The sequence below is a fragment of the Atopobium sp. oral taxon 810 str. F0209 genome (assembly GCF_000466405.1).
GTDB lineage: Bacteria > Actinomycetota > Coriobacteriia > Coriobacteriales > Atopobiaceae > Olegusella.
This window is the reverse complement of record NZ_KE952967.1, coordinates 22,645-42,193: the sequence shown is the minus strand read 5'-3', so window position 1 is coordinate 42,193 and position 19,549 is coordinate 22,645. Positions and strand designations below refer to the sequence as shown.

The window sequence follows — 19,549 nt, the reverse complement described above, 5'->3', positions numbered from 1 at the left end:
GTTTATTTTGCTTGTAACTCGTTGCCATTAAGAGCGATTTCAAACCCTGCCCAAAGCATTAGCATACGCCCAACCTCAGCGCATTCAGCAAGATTTAGCCCGCGATTTTCCAGCAGGTCAGCGATTTCTACTAGCGCATCTCCTACTTTTTCGCGGTCGAAGATTTCTTTTTCATTGGGTAGCTTAGATCTGATTTCCTCAGCGATTTCCGCCACCGTCTGATTTTGATTTTCGTCCATTACTGCTCCAATCTCACAAGAGCTAGCTGGTCTGATTTTACCCACACAATATCAAAGTGTAGGTCAGCCCAGCCAAACGCTGCATCTGCTTTTCGATATGCCCTATCACGTGTCTTGTAACCCATTTTCAGAGTCACCATTTCCCATGTGATGCCTTCCATCCAGTGCTGCTGTACGACTTGCTCACACTCGTATGAGTGATGCTTGGCGATTTCGTCTAGTAGATCCGTTTTGGAGCAGTGCCGTTTTGACTGGTAATCCAACGTCGCCTTATTCTGCATCTCTTACGATGGGAAAAGCTCATTCTTACCTTGATTCTGCTTTACGTCGAAAAGGCGGGATGAGCGCAACCGTGCTAGCTGATATCGCTAGTGTGTGTGGCTACCGTCTCATTCTTGAGAGTGAGGACGGGGGCGATCGCATCGAGATAGACCCGCGTGATTAGCATGGTCTGCTATAGTGAGCATCACGACCCTAGATAGACGCATTGGGCTGTTAACCAGCGTCTATCTAGGGTTTCCGCTATTTAGCGGGGATGGTAATAGTTACCCTTACCCGCCTACCATCCGCCAGGATGATTACATAGCGGAGCGTGATGCTCTGCAAGTCCACGGGCTTACCTCCTTTCTGGTTGTGGTTGATGTGGCTATTCGGTTGTCAAGGTGCCCTGTGCTTGGTATTGCCTTGCACAACCACAGTTTTGCACAATGCACAAGCACGCAGTTTTGGAGCAGTGCCGTTTTGACTGGTAATCCAACTGCCGCTGCTACAAGCTCTACTGTGAATGGGTTTTGGAGCAGTGCCGTTTTGACTGGTAATCCAACGCACGGTCGGGAATGCTCATGATTTGAGCTTTGGTAAGTGGTGTAGCATTGCCTTTTTTCGGCGCATTACCCGCGAGCTTTGCCTGTACTGCTGCAGCAACAGCAGCCTCAAACGTTTCGGCAAACGAATCAACGCGAGCCTTAGTTGTTTCTGCGTCATCAGCAACAAGCATCTGCACAAGCTCATCAGGAAGATCGATGTTCCTCTGCGAGAGCTGCTTGCGAGACTCAGAGACCATGTCAGAGATTGCGTTGCTACGCTCAAGTTCGTCCAGGTGTTTCTGGAGCTGATCGCGCTCATACTCAGCTTTCTGAGTAGCGTTCATCTCAGCAAGTTTCTGTGCTTCTGCAACTTTCTCATCTTGCTGTTTTTGCCACTTAGCAAACTTACGCTCAATGATCTTGTCTACATCAGCATCGGTGTACTTAAGGTCGCTCTTAGGCTCTTGTTTATGCTCCTGCTTGGTCTGCTCGTCCATTGTGTATCCCTTCTAATCCAGCTGTTTAAGGTCAGCCGCTAACCTCCCCGTAGCTTTTTAAGACATCAACGCTTGGTCTAAGAAAAAAGCCGCTCTCCCGAACGGCTTAGTCTTCAAACATGTCAAGAATCGCTTGTATTGCTTCCTCATTGGGAAGCCCTCTGCAACGGAATATTTCTTGTTCCCCATCATCGACGGCAATCGTTGGAAGGTAATCAACGCTTCTGCTCTGTGCTGCGCAAGGGTGCCAATCAACATCAACGAGGTTATAAGGTATAGCCTCATCATCCAGAAGCGGCACGAGTGTTTGCAGCGTCCCCTTGCACGGGCCACATCAACTAGCGTGCCAGATGGTCAGCTTCATGTGCCTTCTTTCGGCATGAAAAAAGCCACCCTGAAGAGTGGCTTAATTTACACTGAGCAAATGATTATTCATTGCTCCCATTGTTACTCCTAGAAGGTTTAGGGGTATGCTTCATAGCAATGTCGTAGGCATGTTTTGACATACCCATATAAGGCTTCTCAGGGTCAAATGTCCAATTGCGATCATCAGCACCCCAGATGATGGAATCGGGAAGCCGCATATCTGAATTTGCTAAATCTTTACTATCTTGAACCATTTTGACCCCCTATTCTTCTTATCACGCAGCCACTTATGAGCAATCATATTAGCTTCTTCTGATTGAACCGTAAGTGCCTTAGCCTTTTCCTGTAATTTATTCCATCTTTTTGTTAACCCGTCAGAACTAATAGAATAGATTGTATATACGCTACCGTCATGACCTACAACCACTGATACGCCAACGTTCTCGTTTATTACAGCCGAAAGAACATCAGCCACCGATGGATATGAGCTGCCTGGGTGGTTATGAAGAAAAGCAACAAAACCTTTATGCTGAAGATTTTTTCTTGATCTTCACTATTAAAGGTAACCTCAAACTTCCTTGGCTTATATTTCATAGTGTCTGCCACGTGTTCACCAGTGCAGATATCAATTGCCATCATACGTTCAAATGGTGTCCCGTCTGTATCATTGAGAATTTCCCCTGTCCACTTGTACAGGCTTTCCCGCACGTCTTTTGGCAAGTCAAGACTTTCGAACTGGTCATGATATGCCTTTGAGTTCACCAGCTCATAGTTAACACTGAAGGCAGTATCATCGCCCTTTTTAGCCTTAACAAGTGGTTCGTTTTCGTGTACTTGTTTTGGAGCAGTGTCGTTTTGACTGGTAATCCAACAAGGATGGTAGAGAACTCTAATAAGGTCCTTATGCCAGTAGGAATTGAGGAGGCTGCTTTGTGAGATATTATAAAGGGTGTAACGCTCCTTTATATATTCGTGAGATTTCTGGCAACCTCTTTAGATACGACTGGCTACAAAAAAGTGGCTTGAAGATCCAGATCTAGCTGATATGTGGGTAGGCGAGCGTTGGGTTGATGAAATAACCGAGCAGGAGGCTTTAGATGGCATTGCAGCAAGAGAAAATCGCGCAGCAAATAGCAACTAAAGCGCACGCTGGGCAGGTAGATAAAGCAGGTAAGCCCTATATTGAACACCCTGCTTATGTTGCTGCTCATGTGAGTGGTGATAACGCTAAGGCAGTTGCATGGTTGCATGATACACTCGAAGATACTGATATCACGTCTGATGACCTTTATGCTGCAGGCCTTTGTACAGATGTGGTAGATGCTGTTATGGTTCTTACTCATCAGAAAGGTGTGCCATATTTTGAATATATCGAACGAGTTGCTACTAACAAACTCGCAACCATGGTTAAGATCGCTGACTTAAAACACAATATGAAACTTGAGCAACTTTCCGAGATTTCGCATAAGGACCTAGAGCGAGTTGACAAGTATAAAACTGCGTTAGATTTCTTGCTATCAGGCATTTCAAATTGATTTAAGTAAGAGTGCACAGATCCTTGGAAATTCTTGGGACTCTAGAACGACTTGTGTTTTGGAATAGTGCTATTTTGACTGGTAATCCAACAGGACATCAACAGTCTTCAAACATGTCAAGAAGCCCTCGATTGTTGAGGTTCCGTCGGCGACTATCATCGTCGTGCACGGGCACGGCGATCCCAACGACGAGAACGGTGAATACAAACAATCCATGCCTCCGCTCTACGGCATTGCTTACGCGGTAAAGATATCCAAGAAAGACGACCATCGCATGGAAAGCTACTTTGACTTTGTGACGTCGCTGCTTGAGGGCTTTGATGGCAGCCCAGAGTGAACGATGCAGACTATGCTCGCAAGGGTACGTTCGAATTTCTCTCTGCCATCCGCATGTCTGATTTTGTGACCGAAGATGAGTTCGCCTAGGCGAAGGCTGAGGTAACCTGGAAGAAGAAGGGCGACTTCGAGAAGGTCGAACTTGTCCGCACCGATGAGAGAACGTACGTGCAGTGCATACACCTTGGCTTGTACGATGACGAACGCGAGATCGCGGCAAATATACACGAGTTCGCCGAGTCGCAGGGATACTCCACTTCGGCAACGAGCTTCGCCACCATGAGATCTGCCTGGGCGACCCGCTGAAGACCATTCCCAAGAAACTTAAGATCATCATTCCAGCAGGCGAAACGAGGAATGATTGCCGGCACTTGTCCTTAGTGTAAATTGGCGGGAAATGCGAAGTAACTATTTCCGGGGAATTGAATCAACCCCTGATTCGCGATTAATTCGGACAAGATGGCACGAGGTAATACAAGATGGCATGCAACGATACGCAATGCGCAAGTGCAGCTATTGAGTGGGAATAAGACCTTGAGATGCACTGCAACACATAGCGCTTCAATGCGTCTTAGTGTGCCGAGCATGGCGTACTTCTTATGGGTGAAAGTCCCTAGCACACCCGGCAGCGGGAAGTGCATAGCCAAGAGCAAGGGTGTCCACCGTGAGGTGGAATCTGAAGGAAGCAGGAGGCAAACCTTTGGCCTGACGAACAGAAATCGCATGAGGCGTATGTGGGTGGGTGAGGCTGCTACACAAGTCAAAGCCCAAAAGCTGCACGGAAACTCACAGCGTAGATGCGGCAGGTAGATGAAGGGAAAGAAGTACGTCTTACCTCGGGAGGCCTCATAGACGTAGAAGGTAATGAATTTTATCTTTACGGCGTAAAGCTTGCTATGAGGAGTCAGCAGAAGCCATAGTAGTGGGCGCCCGTGCGCACGCGAAGGACCGAACCGTAATGGAGGGAGCACTCATAGAAACCGTGGGCACGGTAAACGACAGACAACTAAACCTGTTTACAGGTGAAGGCTACCCGGAGATGGTAGGGACGGAATTCCGAGAGTATCCGGGAGCGTCGGCATGTGCACCGAACAAAGGAAAAAGCGACCTCAACGCCAGACAAGATTGTATGGAAGGGAATGTACGCCTGCTCGAATGCATATGTGACCGTGACAATATGCGACAGGCATACGTGAAAGTCGTGCGCATGTCGGCGCGGGTGGGATGCAGGTGTCAGAGCTCAACGCCTGGCCGAACGAGAACTACGACGCATTCGTCTTAAAGCTTGTGCGGGGCAAGTATAGACCCCAGCCGGTGCGGAGGGCCGAGATTCCCAAGGACAACGGGAAGGTGAGGCTTCTAGGAATTCCAACCGTGGTGGACAGGATGGTGCAACAGGTGGTGGTGCAGGTTCTCACCCCGGTGTTCGAGCCACCCTTCAGCGACTCCAGTTTCGGATTTAGGCTAGGTAGATCAGCACACGGTGCCGATCATGCGCATCAAGGAGTTAGCAGACGCGGGCAACGAGTGGGTGTGCTCAATAGACCTTGAGCGTTTCTTTGATACCGTGAACCAATCCAAGCTGGTACAGGTGCTGCCTGACGTCGTAAAAGACGGTCGCGTAGTGTCGTTAGTTCACCGTTTCCTCAAAGCGAAAGATATGGTGGAAGGAGCCGTGCAGAGAGCCGAGGAGGGAACAGCACAAGGGGGTCCACTATCACCTTTGCTTGCAAACATCTTGCTTAATAAGCTAGACCGCGAGCTTGAGCGGCGTGGTCACCACTTTGTGCGCTACACCGATAACCTCATCGTCCTTAAGAAGAGCCGAAAGGCCGCCGAGAGGGCGATGGAGTTGCTCACTAAGTTCATTGAAGGAAAGCTCTTCTTTAAGGTGAACCGTAAGAAATCCTACGTGACCCATATAAGCGCACACGACCTGGAGGTGAAATACCTCAGCTACGGGTTCTACCGCTCGAAAGATGAGCTGTACTTCCGCGTTCACCGCACGTCGAAAGCCAAGCCTGAGGCCAAAGTATGCGAGATAACGGCGTGCTCAAATGGTTGGTCGCTTACCTACAGGCGACAACGCCTCACGTGGATGGTAAACGGCTGGGTGGGCTACTTCCGCCTTGCGGACATGTCTGCACTGCTCAAGGAAATGAACGCATAGCTTCGCAAGCGTATCCGCTGTGTGTACTGGAAGGGTTGGAAGAGGGTGCGCACCAAGTTCGGGGCGCTTGTGAAGCTGAGAGTGTCGTGGCAGAAGGCCTACGAGTGAGCCAACTCCCGCAAGTCCTACTGGCGGGTAGCAGGTAGCTGGATTCTGGCAACGTCGCTTTGCAACGCTAAGTTCGCGGAGCTAGAATGGGTCACCTTTGTCGAAAGATATAATCTTGTCAGGTGTTAAGTTACAGAACCGCCGTGTACCGAACGGTAGGCACGGTGGTGTGGGAGGACGGCGTGTCGATTAACGGCGCACCTTCTACCCGATGGCACGTCACAAAGTGGGGCAATGAAAAGTATCAGTCCAACTGTACACCTCGAATCAGCAGCCTTCCCTCAAGCAGAAGCTTGTGCATGAGGTTCTTTCCGTGATCCTGGTTGTCCATCGTCTTGCCATATGCAACCAACAGGTCATTGACCTTGTTGGTGATGTCAGTCCGCCAACATTCGTTGTTCGCCTCGGCACCTTCCTTCGCACTGTAGGGATAGTAGAAGACGAGGACAGTTTTGCTCTCGTAGAGGTCAACACCATCGAATATTGACTGAAAGTATGAGTAATCCGCCTTGCCAAGCGAGTGGCCGTAAAACTTGATGACATCGGTGGCGTTTTGCAGGTTGGAACTGTTGGCAGTGTTAATTAGCTTGTCGGTGCGGGATCCGCCTATCTGCATCAGGCGGTATGTCTTGGTAAACGAGACCGCATCGGGGTTGTCCATGCAGTCTTTCCCGTCGATGCCAAAGATGATTTGACCTCCAAGCTTGCCGTGTATGTTGACAAAAGCGCCGTCCTCACCACCGTCGAAGTAACTCTTCATTTGCTCGGTGTAGTTGAAGCTGAGCACGGATGTCGAGGTCTCGTAGTCATCACCAGTCTTCTTGCCGTCTCTCTCGAGCATCTCATACAGCCGTTTGCACCTACCGACATATCCATCATTGCTGGCAATCTCCTCGGCAAGGTATTTAGCAAAAGCCTGCTCTAGCCGCAAAAGATCGACCCTTAGAAGGGTCATGAACTTGTCCCGGCTGTAACCATCCGAGGTAACCGAGCGGTCTACCGTCCAAACATAGCGGGCTAGGTTCCCTAGCATGTGGTTCTCGTCATCTTGTTCGCTCTTCAAACGCCCGTTTACGAGGGTGTATGTCCCGTCCATGAAGGGCTGAACCTTGACGTGTTCGACAGCTTTTGAAAAAGGTGAATCCTTGTCCTTGCTGGCACTTGCAGAAAGTACCCACCTCTCAACGGCCCCCTCGATGTCGCACCAGGGGGAGTCGATGTTTGCTTCGAGTATGAAGTCCCATAGCGTTAGGTCGGATTCCTCGACAAGCTTGGACCAGGTTTCGGCCTTATAGTCAGTTACTAGCTCAATCCGATCGAATCGAGGTTTGAAGAAGTCACCGAACTTGGATCGCAACCCGCATTGCAGGTCGAACCCGTTGCCGATAATGATGAGCTGCTGCCAATACGTAGTGTATCCTGCCACTTGATAGTTCAAATCAGGTATGGAGTAATCAGGTATTGAGTATTTTGCCGCAGCAAGCTTCGGTGTTATCGAGTCAATATCAAGCCCCTTGATCTTGGCGTCATCGAGGATGGAGGAAAAGCGCTTACCGATGTCTCCATAGGTGCCGCTGATTGCCTCGCTTGCGGCTTTGAGAGCTCCGGTGTTGAAAGAGCTTGCAATCCCACTCATGTTGTTTGTGGCCTTTGCAAAGGCACCAGAATTGATGGCTGCCTGCAGCCCGCTGGATATGAGGGTTTTCGGTGCACCAGAGTCCAAAGCTGACTTGACTCCACCCATATCGATAGTGCCAACAGTTTTGATTAAATTGACATCAGCATCTTTACTTTGCCCGTCAATGCGTATAGTTTTGCTGGGAACCTCGTTATTGGAAATTTCGCTACTGGGTGTTTCTGGAACCAAAAACGTCCTACCTTTCAGTATTCGTCAGAGTATTTTTGGGAGACGTTGCTCGATACTCTGCGAGCATGGCTCGTAGGATTTTAGCCTGTTTAAGTTTATTGGCGTATACATGGACAGCACGATCACTTAGATCTACAAAATCCGACTGATCAATATAAGGTTGCTCGGTCTCATCTACTCGCTTCAAGAAATCCTGCTCCCGTGTCCTAAGATAATCTTCGAACGCTCTTCTTTCATATTCATCAAGAAAGACAAGCACGCATTCCATGAAAAGGTCGTGTGCCAACGTTTCATCGCTAAGTGGTCCATCCGAGTAAAAGAATCGATGTAAAACCCATCTAAGTGAAGTCATATCGAAGTAACGATATACCAAGTCTCTATCTCGATGGGGTCTATCGTTCCAATCAAAATATGCCTTATCAGGCACAGGTGTAATGTAACGCATTCCATCCAAACCCGCTAGCTGGAAGCGTTCGATTGTTGTCCCATCATATTGCAAATCGCAATTACCCCAATTCGGTCGTGAATCCGCTTGGTTGCATAGATAGAACTCATACCCGCTGTTATTACTGTCAATTTCATACTTCAGTGAGTATTGTGGCTCGTTTTCATAGTACTTTTCGACAAGCCAATCGCCGTTGTTTGGCCGGTCTTTCCAGCCAGCAACATCGTTGAGCAACACCTGGATTCGCTTGCCTGGCTCAAGATCTAGCCTGAAATGGCGCTTCCAAACCCTAGCCGCCTCGTCAAACTTGGCAGCATCATTAATGGGTGTATTCGCATCATTGCGGCGAAGGTATATGGCATATGGACGTATATTTTGTCCGTACTTTTGCTCTAGCATATACGGCAGATGTTCTCGGTTTATCTCAATGACAACAACATCAACAGCGACACCATCAAGTGTGATATTCTCAACATACGCGTTTGGCCACATCCCTCCGTACCATTTTTTATGGGACAGGAAGTATGTAAGCGTATTTGTATCCCGCCTGTTGGCGTCCTTGCTCACATCTACGGCTATATGGTTCTGGTTCTCATCCACGCCTATTATGAGGTAGCTTGTGTCTTGCTCGATGTTATTGGCAAGACAAATAATGTCGTAAAGAAGCTCTGCTTTGTCAGAATGCCATTCACGCTTGAAGTCCCAGTAATTGCCTTCCTTATGGGTAGAACGCAATTTCTCGACAATAGGCGTTATCTCGGATACGTTTTTCATCATCTACGTCAATCCTATCTGTGTATGCCCTAGGCGAGTAATCCAAGTGCAGGCGACCATTGCAGGATAGAACGTCTATCGCTCCGACCGGCATGCCTTACACCAGGACTGCTCCCGCACAGAGCCACCGGGCTTCATGGCACGCAAGCCAAACTCAGAAAGAGGCTTCCTCTTCCCACAGTGCGGGCAAGTCCGGTAAAGCGTCCCTTTCTCGTAGCCGTCGTGTTTGATTGACGCTTTCTTGCTACCGAACATCTCATCCTCCTGACAATAGGGTATGGTCCAGTGCCATTGTCGCAGATACCGCCACGTGACACGTAAATGCCCGCCAGATGACAGAACTTCGCCAGATCGTGCCGAATCGTGCCGAATTGGTTTTGTTGCTGATTATCAGCGCAAAGTTGCCGCAAAATCCCATGCGCAACTGGTAGAATTGAGACTCATGATTTTTCGCGAGAACAGGTAGTACATGCGCACGACCGAAATCCCCTCACCTCTCATCAAGTGGGCAGGCGGCAAGCGCCAGCTCCTTGACCGCATTGATGACCGCCTCCCAGACAAGTATGGTCACTACTATGAGCCGTTCCTCGGTGGCGGGGCCCTCTTCTTTCACCTGCAGCCAAGAGAGGCCACCATCAACGACCTCAACCGCGCCCTGATCAACCTCTACGAGCGGGTACGCGACGAGCACGACGTCTATGTGAAGGTGCTCTCCGACATCGATGGGTCGATGCCTTCGGACAAGTCGGAGGCAAAGGCATACTATTACGCCATGCGCGACCGCTACAACGTGCTGCTGACCTCCAGCTCCTACACAACCGAGACTGCTGCGCTCATGGTGTTTATCAACAAGCACTGCTTCAATGGCCTCTATCGTGTGAATGCCAAAGGTGCCTTCAACGTGCCGTACAACAACTCCGTTCGAGCCTCCTTCGACCCGGTTAACACAAAGGCGGTGTCAGAAGCGTTGGGCTATGCAAATCTGACATGTGGGGACTTTGAGGCTGCCGTGTCAGGCGCGAAAGCTGGCGACTTCGTGTTCCTCGACTCTCCCTACGTTCTCCTCAACGAAACGACCTTCGAGGCGTACACCAAGGAAGGCTTCCTAGAGGAAGACCACCGCAGGCTCGCTGCGCTCTATCGCGACCTCGACTCGAGGGGCTGCCTGGTTATGCTCACCAACCATGATACGCCGCTCATTCGGGAGCTGTACGAGGGTTACCGCATTGATGTTGTGGACGTCGCCCGTGCCATCAACTCCAAGGCCTCGAAGCGCCATGGCACCGAGGTCATCGTCACGAACTATCTGGATTAGCCATGCAGGCATACTACGAAGACGAAAGCTCCAAGCTCGTTCTGGGCGACGTGTTTGACGTTCTGGCGGAAATTCCCGACAGCTCGTTTGACATGGTGTTTGCCGACCCACCCTACTTCCTTTCGAACGACGGCATCTCCTGCTCGGGTGGCAAGCAGGTCAGCGTGAACAAAGGTGAGTGGGATCGCGGCATGGGCGTCAATGGCAAGCACGAGTTTAACCGACGCTGGATACGCGAGTGCTACCGCGTCCTCACACTCGACGGCACCATCTGGATAAGTGGGAACTTCCACAACATCTACTCCTGTGGCATGGCATTGGAGCAGGAGGGCTTCCGCATTCTCAATAACATCACCTGGCGAAAGCTCAACCCGCCTCCAAACCTCGCCTGCCGCAGCTTCACGCACTCCACAGAGACCGTGCTCTGGGCAAGGAAGGACGACAAGAGGGCCAAACACTACTTCGATTACACGCTCATGAAGGAGATTAACGGTGGCAAGCAGATGAAGGACGTCTGGGAGGGAACGCTCACGCCTAGGTCCGAGAAGGCGTGTGGCAAGCACCCTACTCAGAAGCCGCTCTACCTGCTCGAACGAATTATTCAGGCTTCGACACGGGAAGGTGCGACGGTGCTCGATCCCTTCGTGGGGAGTGGCACAACCTGCGTCGCCGCAAAACGGCTCGCACGCAAATCCACAGGTATAGATGCATTGGAAGAGTATCTACAAATTGCCGCAGAGCGGCTGAGAAGGGAAGAGGTGCCACTATGACTCGCAACACCAGAGACTTCGACACTTGGCTAGGCCAGTTCAAACCCGTCATTGCCAGCTACGACTACTATGTTGACTTCGACAAGGCCATCGCGAACACAGAGAAGTGGCGCTCTGAGCTTCACCTAATGAACTCGCTTCTAGGTTCCAAAAGCATCGAGTCCGACTTCCTTGCGCTTGTGAAAAAGTATCCGGATGTGCTCAACGTGGTGCCCACGCTCATCGCGGTGCGGGCGACTGAGGTCCCCATCTACGAGGTCGGCATGCTCACAAAGTTCCAGTTTGGAGGCAAGAAGAAATCCAACAGGCCGCAGGATTATGCCGACTTCATGCGCTCTACTGGCCTATTCGAGCTGATGGAGAGCCACTACATTACCAATCTTCTTGACTATGTGATGGGCGTTGAGGTCGGTCTCGACTCTAACGGGCGCAAGAACCGTGGTGGGCACCTCATGGAGAACTTGGTGGAGGGCTACCTTCGCACGGCAGGACTGGCCTGTCGCAACAGTGAGGGAAGAAAGATAATCGACGGTAACCCGCAAGAGGTCGGCGTCTACTACAAGGAACTATATACCAGCACCATGCAAAGCTTCTGGGGCATCGACCTATCGGAAATCACCAACAGTGGCACCGTAGAGAAGAGGTTCGACTTCGTTGTGCGCACGGCCAAGGGATTGTTTGGCATCGAGACCAACTTCTACTCTGGTGGCGGCTCTAAGCTCAACGAGACGTCCCGCTCCTACAAGGAGATGGCCCAGGAGTCCGAGCGTATTCCCGGCTTCCAGTTTGTCTGGGTGACGGACGGCGGTGGCTGGAAGAGTGCACGTAACAACCTCCGCGAGACATTCGAAATCATGGATACAATTTACAACCTCAACGAACTTGAGGAAGGCACGTTCAAGAGGCTTTTTGTCCAATAATGACTTCAAACCCGCCCATCGGGGCAAAGGGTATCGATGGGTGGTGGGCAATAACATCCAAATCATCGTATTGTGGATGCAGTTGTGCATACATATCCAATAGCTGAAAGGTAGAGCTTGGCAAAATCAAAGTACGTAGACTCAAATAAGATTGAAAAAAACCGCTGTTCTGGCGGTAATGAGCTTGATTCGGCCATGTGAGACCATAGACTACAAATGGACTGGACGCGGTGCTTGCACTCCCGAATCTAAATATTAGTCAGCAGCTGGAATAGCTATCAAAGGAGGGATTGTCTTGAAGTCAGATTATGACAAGCTGCTGAAAACCATGGTGAGCAAAATCAAGGAAATGGGCATTGGGTCACAAACTTCGACAGCATGTCTCGCGCGGAGGTGCGGCTGCAACTGTGAATCAGTTGACATGTTCGCGTTGCATGACTCTCTATGTAGAGAGTGTGCGTGGCATGGCCTTAGACTTGACCAGTCGGTGCATACAAACATGGATGTAGGTCTCCCGTATTACTTTTTTACTATCAAATCGCTTCACGACACTAGTAGTTCAGCGGTTCCCTTGTATGGGCGGAGTATTCAGGAGCTTAAGCTAGAATGGCGCTGCATGGTTGGGACAATGGTCCGTTCCTATTGTTTCCAAAAACGCGATGACGGCGACTACGATGTTACGGTCAATCTTGTCATGGAGCCATTTTGTGCTACAGGTACTCTAAGTAGGAATGATGCCAAGTCTTTTGATATTTCTATCCAGAGAATTGGTGTTTTGGGTTGGCGCCGGCCACAATACCAGTTTGAACGTGACTACCTCATCACAGATTTAGAAGATTGGAATCTCACAGTAACGCGCGAAGGCTATTACCGCCGCTTTTTTCTTGATGGCTACGGGCAATATCCCGAGAACTTCGAAAAGCTCAGGAGTCTTGTAGAGAGAGTCGGAGAGAAAATCGGAGTGCCAAGGGCATACACGATATGAAGTTAAGGGACGCAATATAGTTGATTGAGCCCTAGCGTTTGTAGACCTCTCTTCTGTGTGCTATCTCGAACGTATAAACAATAAGTTCATTGTCGTGTATCTCGCAGAGTGCTCTATAGGTTCCAATATGATAACGCCATGCTCCAGCGTAGTTCCCAACTAATGCCTTGCCATGTAAACGTAGGTTTTCGCAACCTTCAATTTTTTTCTAGCCATGCAAGAATAATCTGAACATCACGTTTATTATCTAGTTTTGAAAGCTGCTTTAGGGCTTTGCGTGAGATTTTCAATTCATAGCTATTCATAGGCCAAGCATATCCCTTGCCTCATCAATGCTCTAACTCACAGGATGAGCCTCATACTCTAGTTTTGCTGCTTTAAATGTATCTATGTCTATTTGATCTTCAATCATCTCAAGTGTGGCCTTGCGCATAAGTTGGCTGGCGGTGGTACCAAAAACACGCGTATATGAGTTAATTAAAGCTTTTTCATCGCTGTTCAAGCGTACTGTCATTGTAGCATCCATGAAATTACCTCCTTATCTGCTATGTTACGTTGTAGCACAGCAGGCGCACATAAGAGTAGAGGTAAATTGCTAGCGTCGGTTGGCTTCCAAGCTTCTGAAACCGTCATTTACCTTTTCCTATTCCATATAAGTGTGACTGCTATTGTCGTTACAAAGACGGTCATAAAAAGGATGCTTCCGTACGCATTTAGTCCTTCATAAGATTATGGTGGGGGAGTCAGGAACTCCTTATTCAAGGAACGAAATAAAATAGCGTAGAGCAATTTGCGAATAGCGCAACGGTGGGCACAAATAGTTGGGCCAAATGTGGTCTCAGATGCCCACGCAGATTGGACAAGAGGGTACTAGAACCTCAACCTCTCACGCATGCCCTCTGGTGGGAACGAGACGAAGTGACGGGGGCAGCGCACTTCGGCTCGTAATCCCGCTGTCCGCTCTCTGCCGGAGTGTCCGGAGTCCTGCGGTACGTCGCCATGGGCATCGACGGTAGCCTAAGCATGTCGGATACGACCATATGGGCGGTCGGAGGACGGCGTGCTCAGTACTGACGCAGGACCTCATCGAGAGTGGCACCGTCGATGTTGCCGCCGGAGATGACGAGTGCCACGCGAGATCCTCCCACCTGCTCGCGGTGGTCGCGCACGGCGGCCACCGTCATGCAGGATGCGACCTCTGCCACCAGCTTCTCCTCACGCGCCATGAACGCGCACGCGGACGCCGCCTCATCCTCTGTCACGACGATCAGCTCGTCCATCACGTCGCGCAAGCGCATGTAGGCGAGAGCACCCACGCCGCCTACGGTCGCGTCGCAGCGGGTGGGACCGATGGGGTACTCGTCATAGAACCTCCCATCGCGCCAGCTGGCCCACATGGCCGGACAGGCCTCGGTCTGCACGCCCACGATGCAGATATTCGGGCGCTGTGTCTTGGCCCACACGGCGATTCCCGTGGAGAGCCCGCCACCGCCAACGGGCACTACGATGCAGTCTGCCGCCGGCAGTTGGGCGAGGAGTTCCACGGCGACTGTACCCTGGCCAGCGTAGATGAGCGGGTCGTCGTAGTAGGCGTCCACGTAGGTGAGACCATACTCCTCAATGTGGCGCATGCCCAGCTTGTGGGCTTCATCGTAATCCTTACCCATCGGCAGACAGGTGCCGCCGAAGTAACGAATCTTGTCCTGCTTGGATTGGGGACATGTCTCAGGCACGATCACGGTGGCGGATATGCCCAGCATCGAGCCTGCGTAGGCGACCGAGCTGCCGTGGTTGCCGCTGCTTACAGTGCCCACGCCTCGAGCCCTCTCTTCGTCCGTCAGCGTGAGCATCTTGTTGAGCGCCCCGCGGATCTTGAAGCTCTTTGCGCGCTGCATGCTCTCCAGCTTGAAGAAGTACTCGCGGCCGTCGTCAATTCCCGAGAGCGGCCCTCCCAAGTAATAGCTCTGAACCACGGGTGTGGGCGCGAGATGATCTTTCAGGCGTGTGTAGGCTGCGTCCACGTCGGCGGCGGAAAAGTCGGGCACCTCTACGGTCTCTCTGGTCATGGCTTCGTTCCTTTCTGCTGCGGTTGTTCTTTTTGTCTCTTGGATACTAGATGCTGGCAGTGACGCCCAGATTGCAGCTGTGAGCCAACTCGAGCGCCTTCTTTGCACAGGCGATGTCGAGCAGAGCCATCCCTGTCGCGTCGAACACGGTAATCTGCTCGTCGTTCGTGCGACCTTCCTTGGATCCACACAGAAGCTGGCCGATCTCGCCTGCGATGTGGTCGGCGGTGAAGACTCCCTGCTCGATGCCGACTTCTATCTCCCCAGCCTCGATACAGTGCGCGGTGTCGTCCACAAAAAGCAGGGCGTCGGCAACAATGAGCGGGTCGACCTCCACCTTGCCCTCCATGTCCGCGCCGATGCAAGAGAGGTGCGTGCCAGGGCAAACCCACTCGCGCCTGATCATGGGCTTGCGGGACATGGTGGCCGTGATGATGATGTCTGCCTTGGCGCAGGCATCCTTAAGTTCCCCTTCGCTGGTGATGGCGACAAGTCCCACTCCCGAGGCGTTCACGCCGAGGGCAGCGAGCTCGTCGCCCAGCGCCCCCACCTTGGCGCGGGTGGTGGCTGGTCTGTGCGGGTTGGCGACGAACACGCGCTCTATCTGCGGCATCAGCGTGAGTGTTGCGGCGATTTGGTACGCGCATTGATTGCCTGTCCCGACCATGAGGAGGGCGCGCGAGTCAGGGCGTGCGAGCGCCTGCGCTCCTATGGCGCCAGCAGCACCTGTCCGGATGCCCGTGATGTAGGTGCCGTCCACGACGCCCAGCGGGGCACCCGTCACGTCGTCGTACACGCAGATGAGTCCCACCAGCGCTGGCAGCCCCTTGGCGGGGTTATCCCCGTACCAGCCAACGGTTTTGTGGCCGAAGGCATGGCTGCCCTTGAGCCAGCCGCTCTTGATGTCGAGGTCTGCCTTTCCCTCTTCGAACACGTTGAAGATGGTTGGCCAGGTTTCGGTCTGTGCGAGCGCGCGCTGACGGTACACCTCCTTGTTGGAGGCTATGACGCTGTCCATGTCAAGCAGGCTGGCGACGTCATCTCTGCTCAAGATCCTGAAGTCGAACATTGCACTCTCCAATCCTTCCCGGAAAACGAAAAGGGCACCGAAGCCGCGTCTCTCAGCCGCATGCGCGACTGCCCTAACAAGACGTTGGCTTCGGTGCCCTTGCTCGGAGTACCGGGGTCTCCGAGGACACAACTATTCGGTTGGCCGTACTATAGCACATCGCTTCGGAATCTTCGTCTCTCCTTGACATTTTTGCTCGGTGAGCAGGGTTCGCCATCGAAGTCGGCTTGGGAACGGGGATACCCGACGTGCGATGCCGGGGGACAAAGCGCGCATCGGTCACTGCTCATCGTCTTTGAGATTGCACATCTAGTGGCATTGTCACCGACAAGAACAGCGAGTCTTAAACTTTACCGCAATCTATATGAGTCAATTGCATGTGCTGTGGTAATACTGTTGCGTTATGTGAATAGATTTGCTTTACGTATTATATAAACCTTGTTATGCACCTTTGAATGGAGTCACGATTCTATTCTAGATCGGATTCGTCTTTTCCCTATTAATAAGGAAGGAACGGAAGGAACGACCAAACGATGGGCATGCCGGAAACAAAAAGTGAGGTCCTTTGGTACATTGAAAAGGCCACACGTAATCTAAATCCTGAAAGTACCGATGTCTTTACGACAAATAGGATTGCCGGACAATGCCACATTAGTCGCAATCTTGCGAGTCAGTATCTCAACGAGCTTGTACGTGATCGACTGGTAGTTAAAATTAACTCTCGTCCCGTTTTATATTTACATCGACGTGGTCTTGAACGTTATCTTCAGGCATCTATCAAATATATGGAATATAGTTCAATGCAAGAGTTGCTAGAAGAGTCTGGTGTTCCTGAGCGTCATGACTTTGAGAAGGCGATTGGTCGAGATCTTTCACTTAGCGTATGCATTGAACAGCTTCGAAGTGCCATCAGCTATCCTCCTAGTGGTCTTCCTGCTTTGCTTGTGGGAGCTCATGGCACTGGCAAGGCGTTTTTAGCACGTCTTACCTATGAGTATGGAATTAATAGTGGAATTCTTCCGCGTAGTGCGCGTTTTGTGGTAGTGGATTGTTCACGGTATGACGATAATGACTCCACAATAATGGCTGATATTTTTGGTACGTCGGAACGAATGGGAGCCGTACAACAAGCCGCGGGTGGCGTGGTGTACATTGAGCGCGTAGACCACCTTTCGCAAGCGGTAAACGAGCAACTACTTGGTTATATGACAGAGGATCGTATAGTTGTTCAGTCTAAGGTTGGCAGTGTGCCTCCCACACGTTTCATTTTGGGAAGCTCGCGTTCGCTAAGCAATAAAATTCTTTCAGCAATTTCACATCTCGTACCTGTCATCGTGTCGCTTCCTTCTTATGCAGAGCGAGGAGAATGCGAACGTATGGCTCTTGTTATGCATTATTTGCGTATCGAAGGCCAACGAATTGCGGCGGATATTGCTATTAGTAGGGGTGCTCTTCGTGCGCTCACGGCTGCAAACTTTGACGAGAATATTAATGGCTTGAGAACAACTGTAACCAGTTGTTGTGCAGAGGCATATCTCAACCGTGATGCAGACAATCTGGTGATACACGTATATAATTTGCCAACCAATATCTTGACCGCCAATACGTCTCTTCCAGATGATGACCAGTTGGTTTCTGACAACAACCTTGCATCACTTGATCCTGCCGAACAATCGATGCAGTTCTTTCAACAAATGGTTGATTCCTATGACGATTTTAAAGCGGGCACCATTACGTTTGATGAATTGACGATTGCTTGTATTGAGGAGCTTCATGCTAGCCAAGATCTTCGTAACTTTGATGACGTAATCGTGAACCCTCGAATAGCCTCTTACGAACGTATTCTTACCCCAGTTATCGAGCAGGTCAATGAGGAGTATGGAATTGAATTGAGTCGCAAGGTTACACGATTGCTTTCGCAGGCTCTGGTAATGCAGTTGTGGGGTGGGGACCTGTTGACGCTGTGGCGCCGAAAATATCATGATGAGTTGTGTGATTTAGCATCCATATTTACACGTGACTCTCAGATTGCGACTGTTGTCATAGCTCAAATTTCAGCCCGGGTACGAACTATTTTGGGGACTGAACTTGACGAACTTACCAAAGTAATGCTTGAAATTGAGGTCATCGAAGCAATTGGCACCAATCCAACAAAGAGGGATTCTTTAGGTGTAGTTATTTGTCATGGGTATGCTACGGCGACAAGTATTGCCGATGCAGCAAACAGGATTCTGCATAAACGGGTCTTTGAAGCTATTGATATGACGTATGACCAAGAAATCAAAGACATTATTACACCTCTTTCACGTCTTTTAGAACGCTTTTCTTTTTGCGACCGCGTGGTGATTTTGGTGGATATGGGGTCTCTCGAGCAGGTAAGTGCTGCTATAACGCGTGACTTTAGGGGCAGCATGTACGTATTTAACAACGTCTCGACTAGCTTGGCACTTGGAGTTGGTAATGCGTTGTCATCAGATAGGGACTTTCAAGAGTTCTTAGATCAAAGTCTTGAGCTTTGTTGGCCAACATATCATGTAATCTGCTCATCCGAAAAGGATGATGTGATTGCATTTTGTTCTGAAGCTGGCAGCCGTGCTGCCGATAATATTAGGAAACTTGTCCAAGATAGTCTCCCTGAAGAGCTACCTGTAAATTTGATTACGTGCGACTATGATGAGCTTGTACGTAGCGGAGACCAAGCAGCAGTATTTAACGCTCATCGTGTGCATGCGCTAGTCGGCACTATGAATCCAGGGATTTTACAAGTACCCTTTATCCCCTTAGAAGACATTCTGTATTCTGGGTCATCTGAAGATTTAGATCGTGTTTTATCTAAAGTATTGAGTTCTAAAGAAATGGACGATTTTCACTCTCGTCTATTGCGAAATCTTACATTACGAAGTGCTGCAGAATCAATTACGATACTTAATCCAGAGATGCTCTACCTTGAAGCTGACCATGCGATGAGAGAGCTCTCAAGATTGTCAGGTATCATGATTGATGACCGCAGAAGAATTGCGGTATATGTGCATCTGTGTGGCCTTATCGAACGTTTAGTTACTAAGAGTTTTGTGAACACCTATCCTGACGAGAAAAGCTTTGAGCAAAAAAATCACGAGTTTATCGATTGGTTCTATACCGCTTTCCACGATATGTGTCGTCGCTATAAAGTGGAGATCCCTGTATCTGAGATTGCTTATGTACACCACATGCTTACGCTAGACACTCTTGAGCATGGCGATGTGACTTGTGAGTTGGAAGTTACTCTCGAAGATGAGTAG

At 50.3% G+C, this 19,549-nt stretch carries 20 protein-coding genes; 9 read left to right on the top strand and 11 right to left on the bottom strand.

Annotated features, from left to right (window positions below; genetic code table 11):
* Positions 1–2: 2 nt before the first annotated feature.
* From HMPREF9069_RS08120 to HMPREF9069_RS08095, 5 genes are all read right to left on the bottom strand, one after another.
* Positions 3–239 carry a hypothetical protein gene (locus HMPREF9069_RS08120; RefSeq protein WP_021626787.1) on the bottom strand — a complete coding sequence of 79 codons (237 nt, stop codon included), beginning with the start codon at positions 237–239 and terminating at the stop codon, positions 3–5.
* Positions 239–379 carry a hypothetical protein gene (locus HMPREF9069_RS09670; RefSeq protein WP_232204066.1) on the bottom strand — a complete coding sequence of 47 codons (141 nt, stop codon included), beginning with the start codon at positions 377–379 and terminating at the stop codon, positions 239–241. Before HMPREF9069_RS09670 ends, HMPREF9069_RS08120 begins: the two co-directional genes overlap by 1 nt.
* Positions 380–1,014: 635 nt before the next feature.
* On the bottom strand, positions 1,015–1,542 hold the full coding sequence (locus HMPREF9069_RS08110) for a DUF4355 domain-containing protein (protein ID WP_021626784.1): 528 nt from the start codon (positions 1,540–1,542) through the stop codon (positions 1,015–1,017).
* Positions 1,543–1,970: 428 nt separating this feature from the next.
* Positions 1,971–2,162, bottom strand: a complete 192-nt coding sequence (locus HMPREF9069_RS08100) for a hypothetical protein (RefSeq protein ID WP_021626781.1) — start codon at positions 2,160–2,162, stop codon at positions 1,971–1,973.
* Between the two features lie 196 nt (positions 2,163–2,358).
* Complete coding sequence (locus HMPREF9069_RS08095; RefSeq protein WP_156894194.1) at positions 2,359–2,628, bottom strand: hypothetical protein; 270 nt, start codon at positions 2,626–2,628, stop codon at positions 2,359–2,361.
* A gap of 377 nt (positions 2,629–3,005) precedes the next feature.
* On the opposite strand from HMPREF9069_RS08095, the gene HMPREF9069_RS08090 reads away from it, so the two are divergent.
* The 4 genes from HMPREF9069_RS08090 (at position 3,006) to HMPREF9069_RS09735 (ending at position 5,949) form a co-directional block, all read left to right on the top strand.
* Positions 3,006–3,443 (top strand): HD domain-containing protein, encoded by a 438-nt coding sequence (locus HMPREF9069_RS08090; RefSeq protein WP_021626778.1) that lies wholly within the window; start codon positions 3,006–3,008, stop codon positions 3,441–3,443.
* Positions 3,444–3,606: 163 nt separating this feature from the next.
* Entirely contained in the window at positions 3,607–3,780 is a 174-nt protein-coding gene (locus HMPREF9069_RS09665; protein ID WP_232204065.1) for a hypothetical protein, read from the top strand.
* 1,223 nt (positions 3,781–5,003) lie between these two features.
* Complete coding sequence (locus tag HMPREF9069_RS09810) at positions 5,004–5,330, top strand: reverse transcriptase domain-containing protein (RefSeq protein WP_021626774.1); 327 nt, start codon at positions 5,004–5,006, stop codon at positions 5,328–5,330.
* Positions 5,272–5,949, top strand: coding sequence for a reverse transcriptase domain-containing protein (locus tag HMPREF9069_RS09735; RefSeq protein ID WP_156894193.1), 678 nt, complete (start codon positions 5,272–5,274; stop codon positions 5,947–5,949). Before HMPREF9069_RS09810 ends, HMPREF9069_RS09735 begins: the two co-directional genes overlap by 59 nt.
* 352 nt (positions 5,950–6,301) lie before the next feature.
* Here the strand turns inward: HMPREF9069_RS09735 and HMPREF9069_RS08075 are convergent, their stop codons facing one another.
* Both HMPREF9069_RS08075 and HMPREF9069_RS08070 read right to left on the bottom strand, forming a co-directional pair.
* Positions 6,302–7,924, bottom strand: a complete 1,623-nt coding sequence (locus HMPREF9069_RS08075; RefSeq protein WP_021626772.1) for an AbiH family protein — start codon at positions 7,922–7,924, stop codon at positions 6,302–6,304.
* Between the two features lie 7 nt (positions 7,925–7,931).
* On the bottom strand, positions 7,932–9,146 hold the full coding sequence (locus tag HMPREF9069_RS08070) for an AlbA family DNA-binding domain-containing protein (RefSeq protein WP_021626771.1): 1,215 nt from the start codon (positions 9,144–9,146) through the stop codon (positions 7,932–7,934).
* Between the two features lie 466 nt (positions 9,147–9,612).
* Here HMPREF9069_RS08070 and HMPREF9069_RS08060 point away from each other — a divergent pair, with 466 nt between their 5' ends.
* From HMPREF9069_RS08060 to HMPREF9069_RS09475, 4 genes are all read left to right on the top strand, one after another.
* Positions 9,613–10,458, top strand: coding sequence for a DNA adenine methylase (locus HMPREF9069_RS08060; RefSeq protein ID WP_021626769.1), 846 nt, complete (start codon positions 9,613–9,615; stop codon positions 10,456–10,458).
* 2 nt (positions 10,459–10,460) lie between these two features.
* Positions 10,461–11,228, top strand: a complete 768-nt coding sequence (locus tag HMPREF9069_RS08055; RefSeq protein ID WP_021626768.1) for a DNA-methyltransferase — start codon at positions 10,461–10,463, stop codon at positions 11,226–11,228.
* Entirely contained in the window at positions 11,225–12,148 is a 924-nt protein-coding gene (locus HMPREF9069_RS08050) for a type II restriction endonuclease (RefSeq protein WP_021626767.1), read from the top strand. The genes HMPREF9069_RS08055 and HMPREF9069_RS08050 overlap by 4 nt, the downstream gene beginning before the upstream one ends.
* A gap of 616 nt (positions 12,149–12,764) precedes the next feature.
* A complete protein-coding gene (locus tag HMPREF9069_RS09475) occupies positions 12,765–13,133 on the top strand; it encodes a hypothetical protein (protein ID WP_198009747.1) in 369 nt (122 codons plus the stop codon).
* Positions 13,134–13,164: 31 nt separating this feature from the next.
* Here HMPREF9069_RS09475 and HMPREF9069_RS09805 read toward each other — a convergent pair whose 3' ends face one another.
* The 4 genes from HMPREF9069_RS09805 to HMPREF9069_RS08030 form a co-directional block, all read right to left on the bottom strand.
* A complete protein-coding gene (locus HMPREF9069_RS09805; protein WP_198009752.1) occupies positions 13,165–13,335 on the bottom strand; it encodes a type II toxin-antitoxin system RelE family toxin in 171 nt (56 codons plus the stop codon).
* A 135-nt stretch (positions 13,336–13,470) separates the two neighbouring features.
* The gene (gene relB, locus HMPREF9069_RS08040; protein WP_021626764.1) at positions 13,471–13,659 is read right to left on the bottom strand and encodes a type II toxin-antitoxin system RelB family antitoxin; all 189 of its coding nucleotides are present in this window, start codon (positions 13,657–13,659) and stop codon (positions 13,471–13,473) included.
* A 538-nt stretch (positions 13,660–14,197) separates the two neighbouring features.
* Positions 14,198–15,199 (bottom strand): threonine ammonia-lyase, encoded by a 1,002-nt coding sequence (locus tag HMPREF9069_RS08035; protein ID WP_021626763.1) that lies wholly within the window; start codon positions 15,197–15,199, stop codon positions 14,198–14,200.
* A gap of 46 nt (positions 15,200–15,245) precedes the next feature.
* A complete protein-coding gene (locus tag HMPREF9069_RS08030) occupies positions 15,246–16,268 on the bottom strand; it encodes an ornithine cyclodeaminase family protein (protein WP_021626762.1) in 1,023 nt (340 codons plus the stop codon).
* Positions 16,269–16,807: 539 nt separating this feature from the next.
* Here HMPREF9069_RS08030 and HMPREF9069_RS08025 point away from each other — a divergent pair.
* Positions 16,808–19,549: a sigma 54-interacting transcriptional regulator gene (locus HMPREF9069_RS08025; RefSeq protein ID WP_232204064.1), complete on the top strand. Its 2,742-nt coding sequence runs from the start codon at positions 16,808–16,810 to the stop codon at positions 19,547–19,549.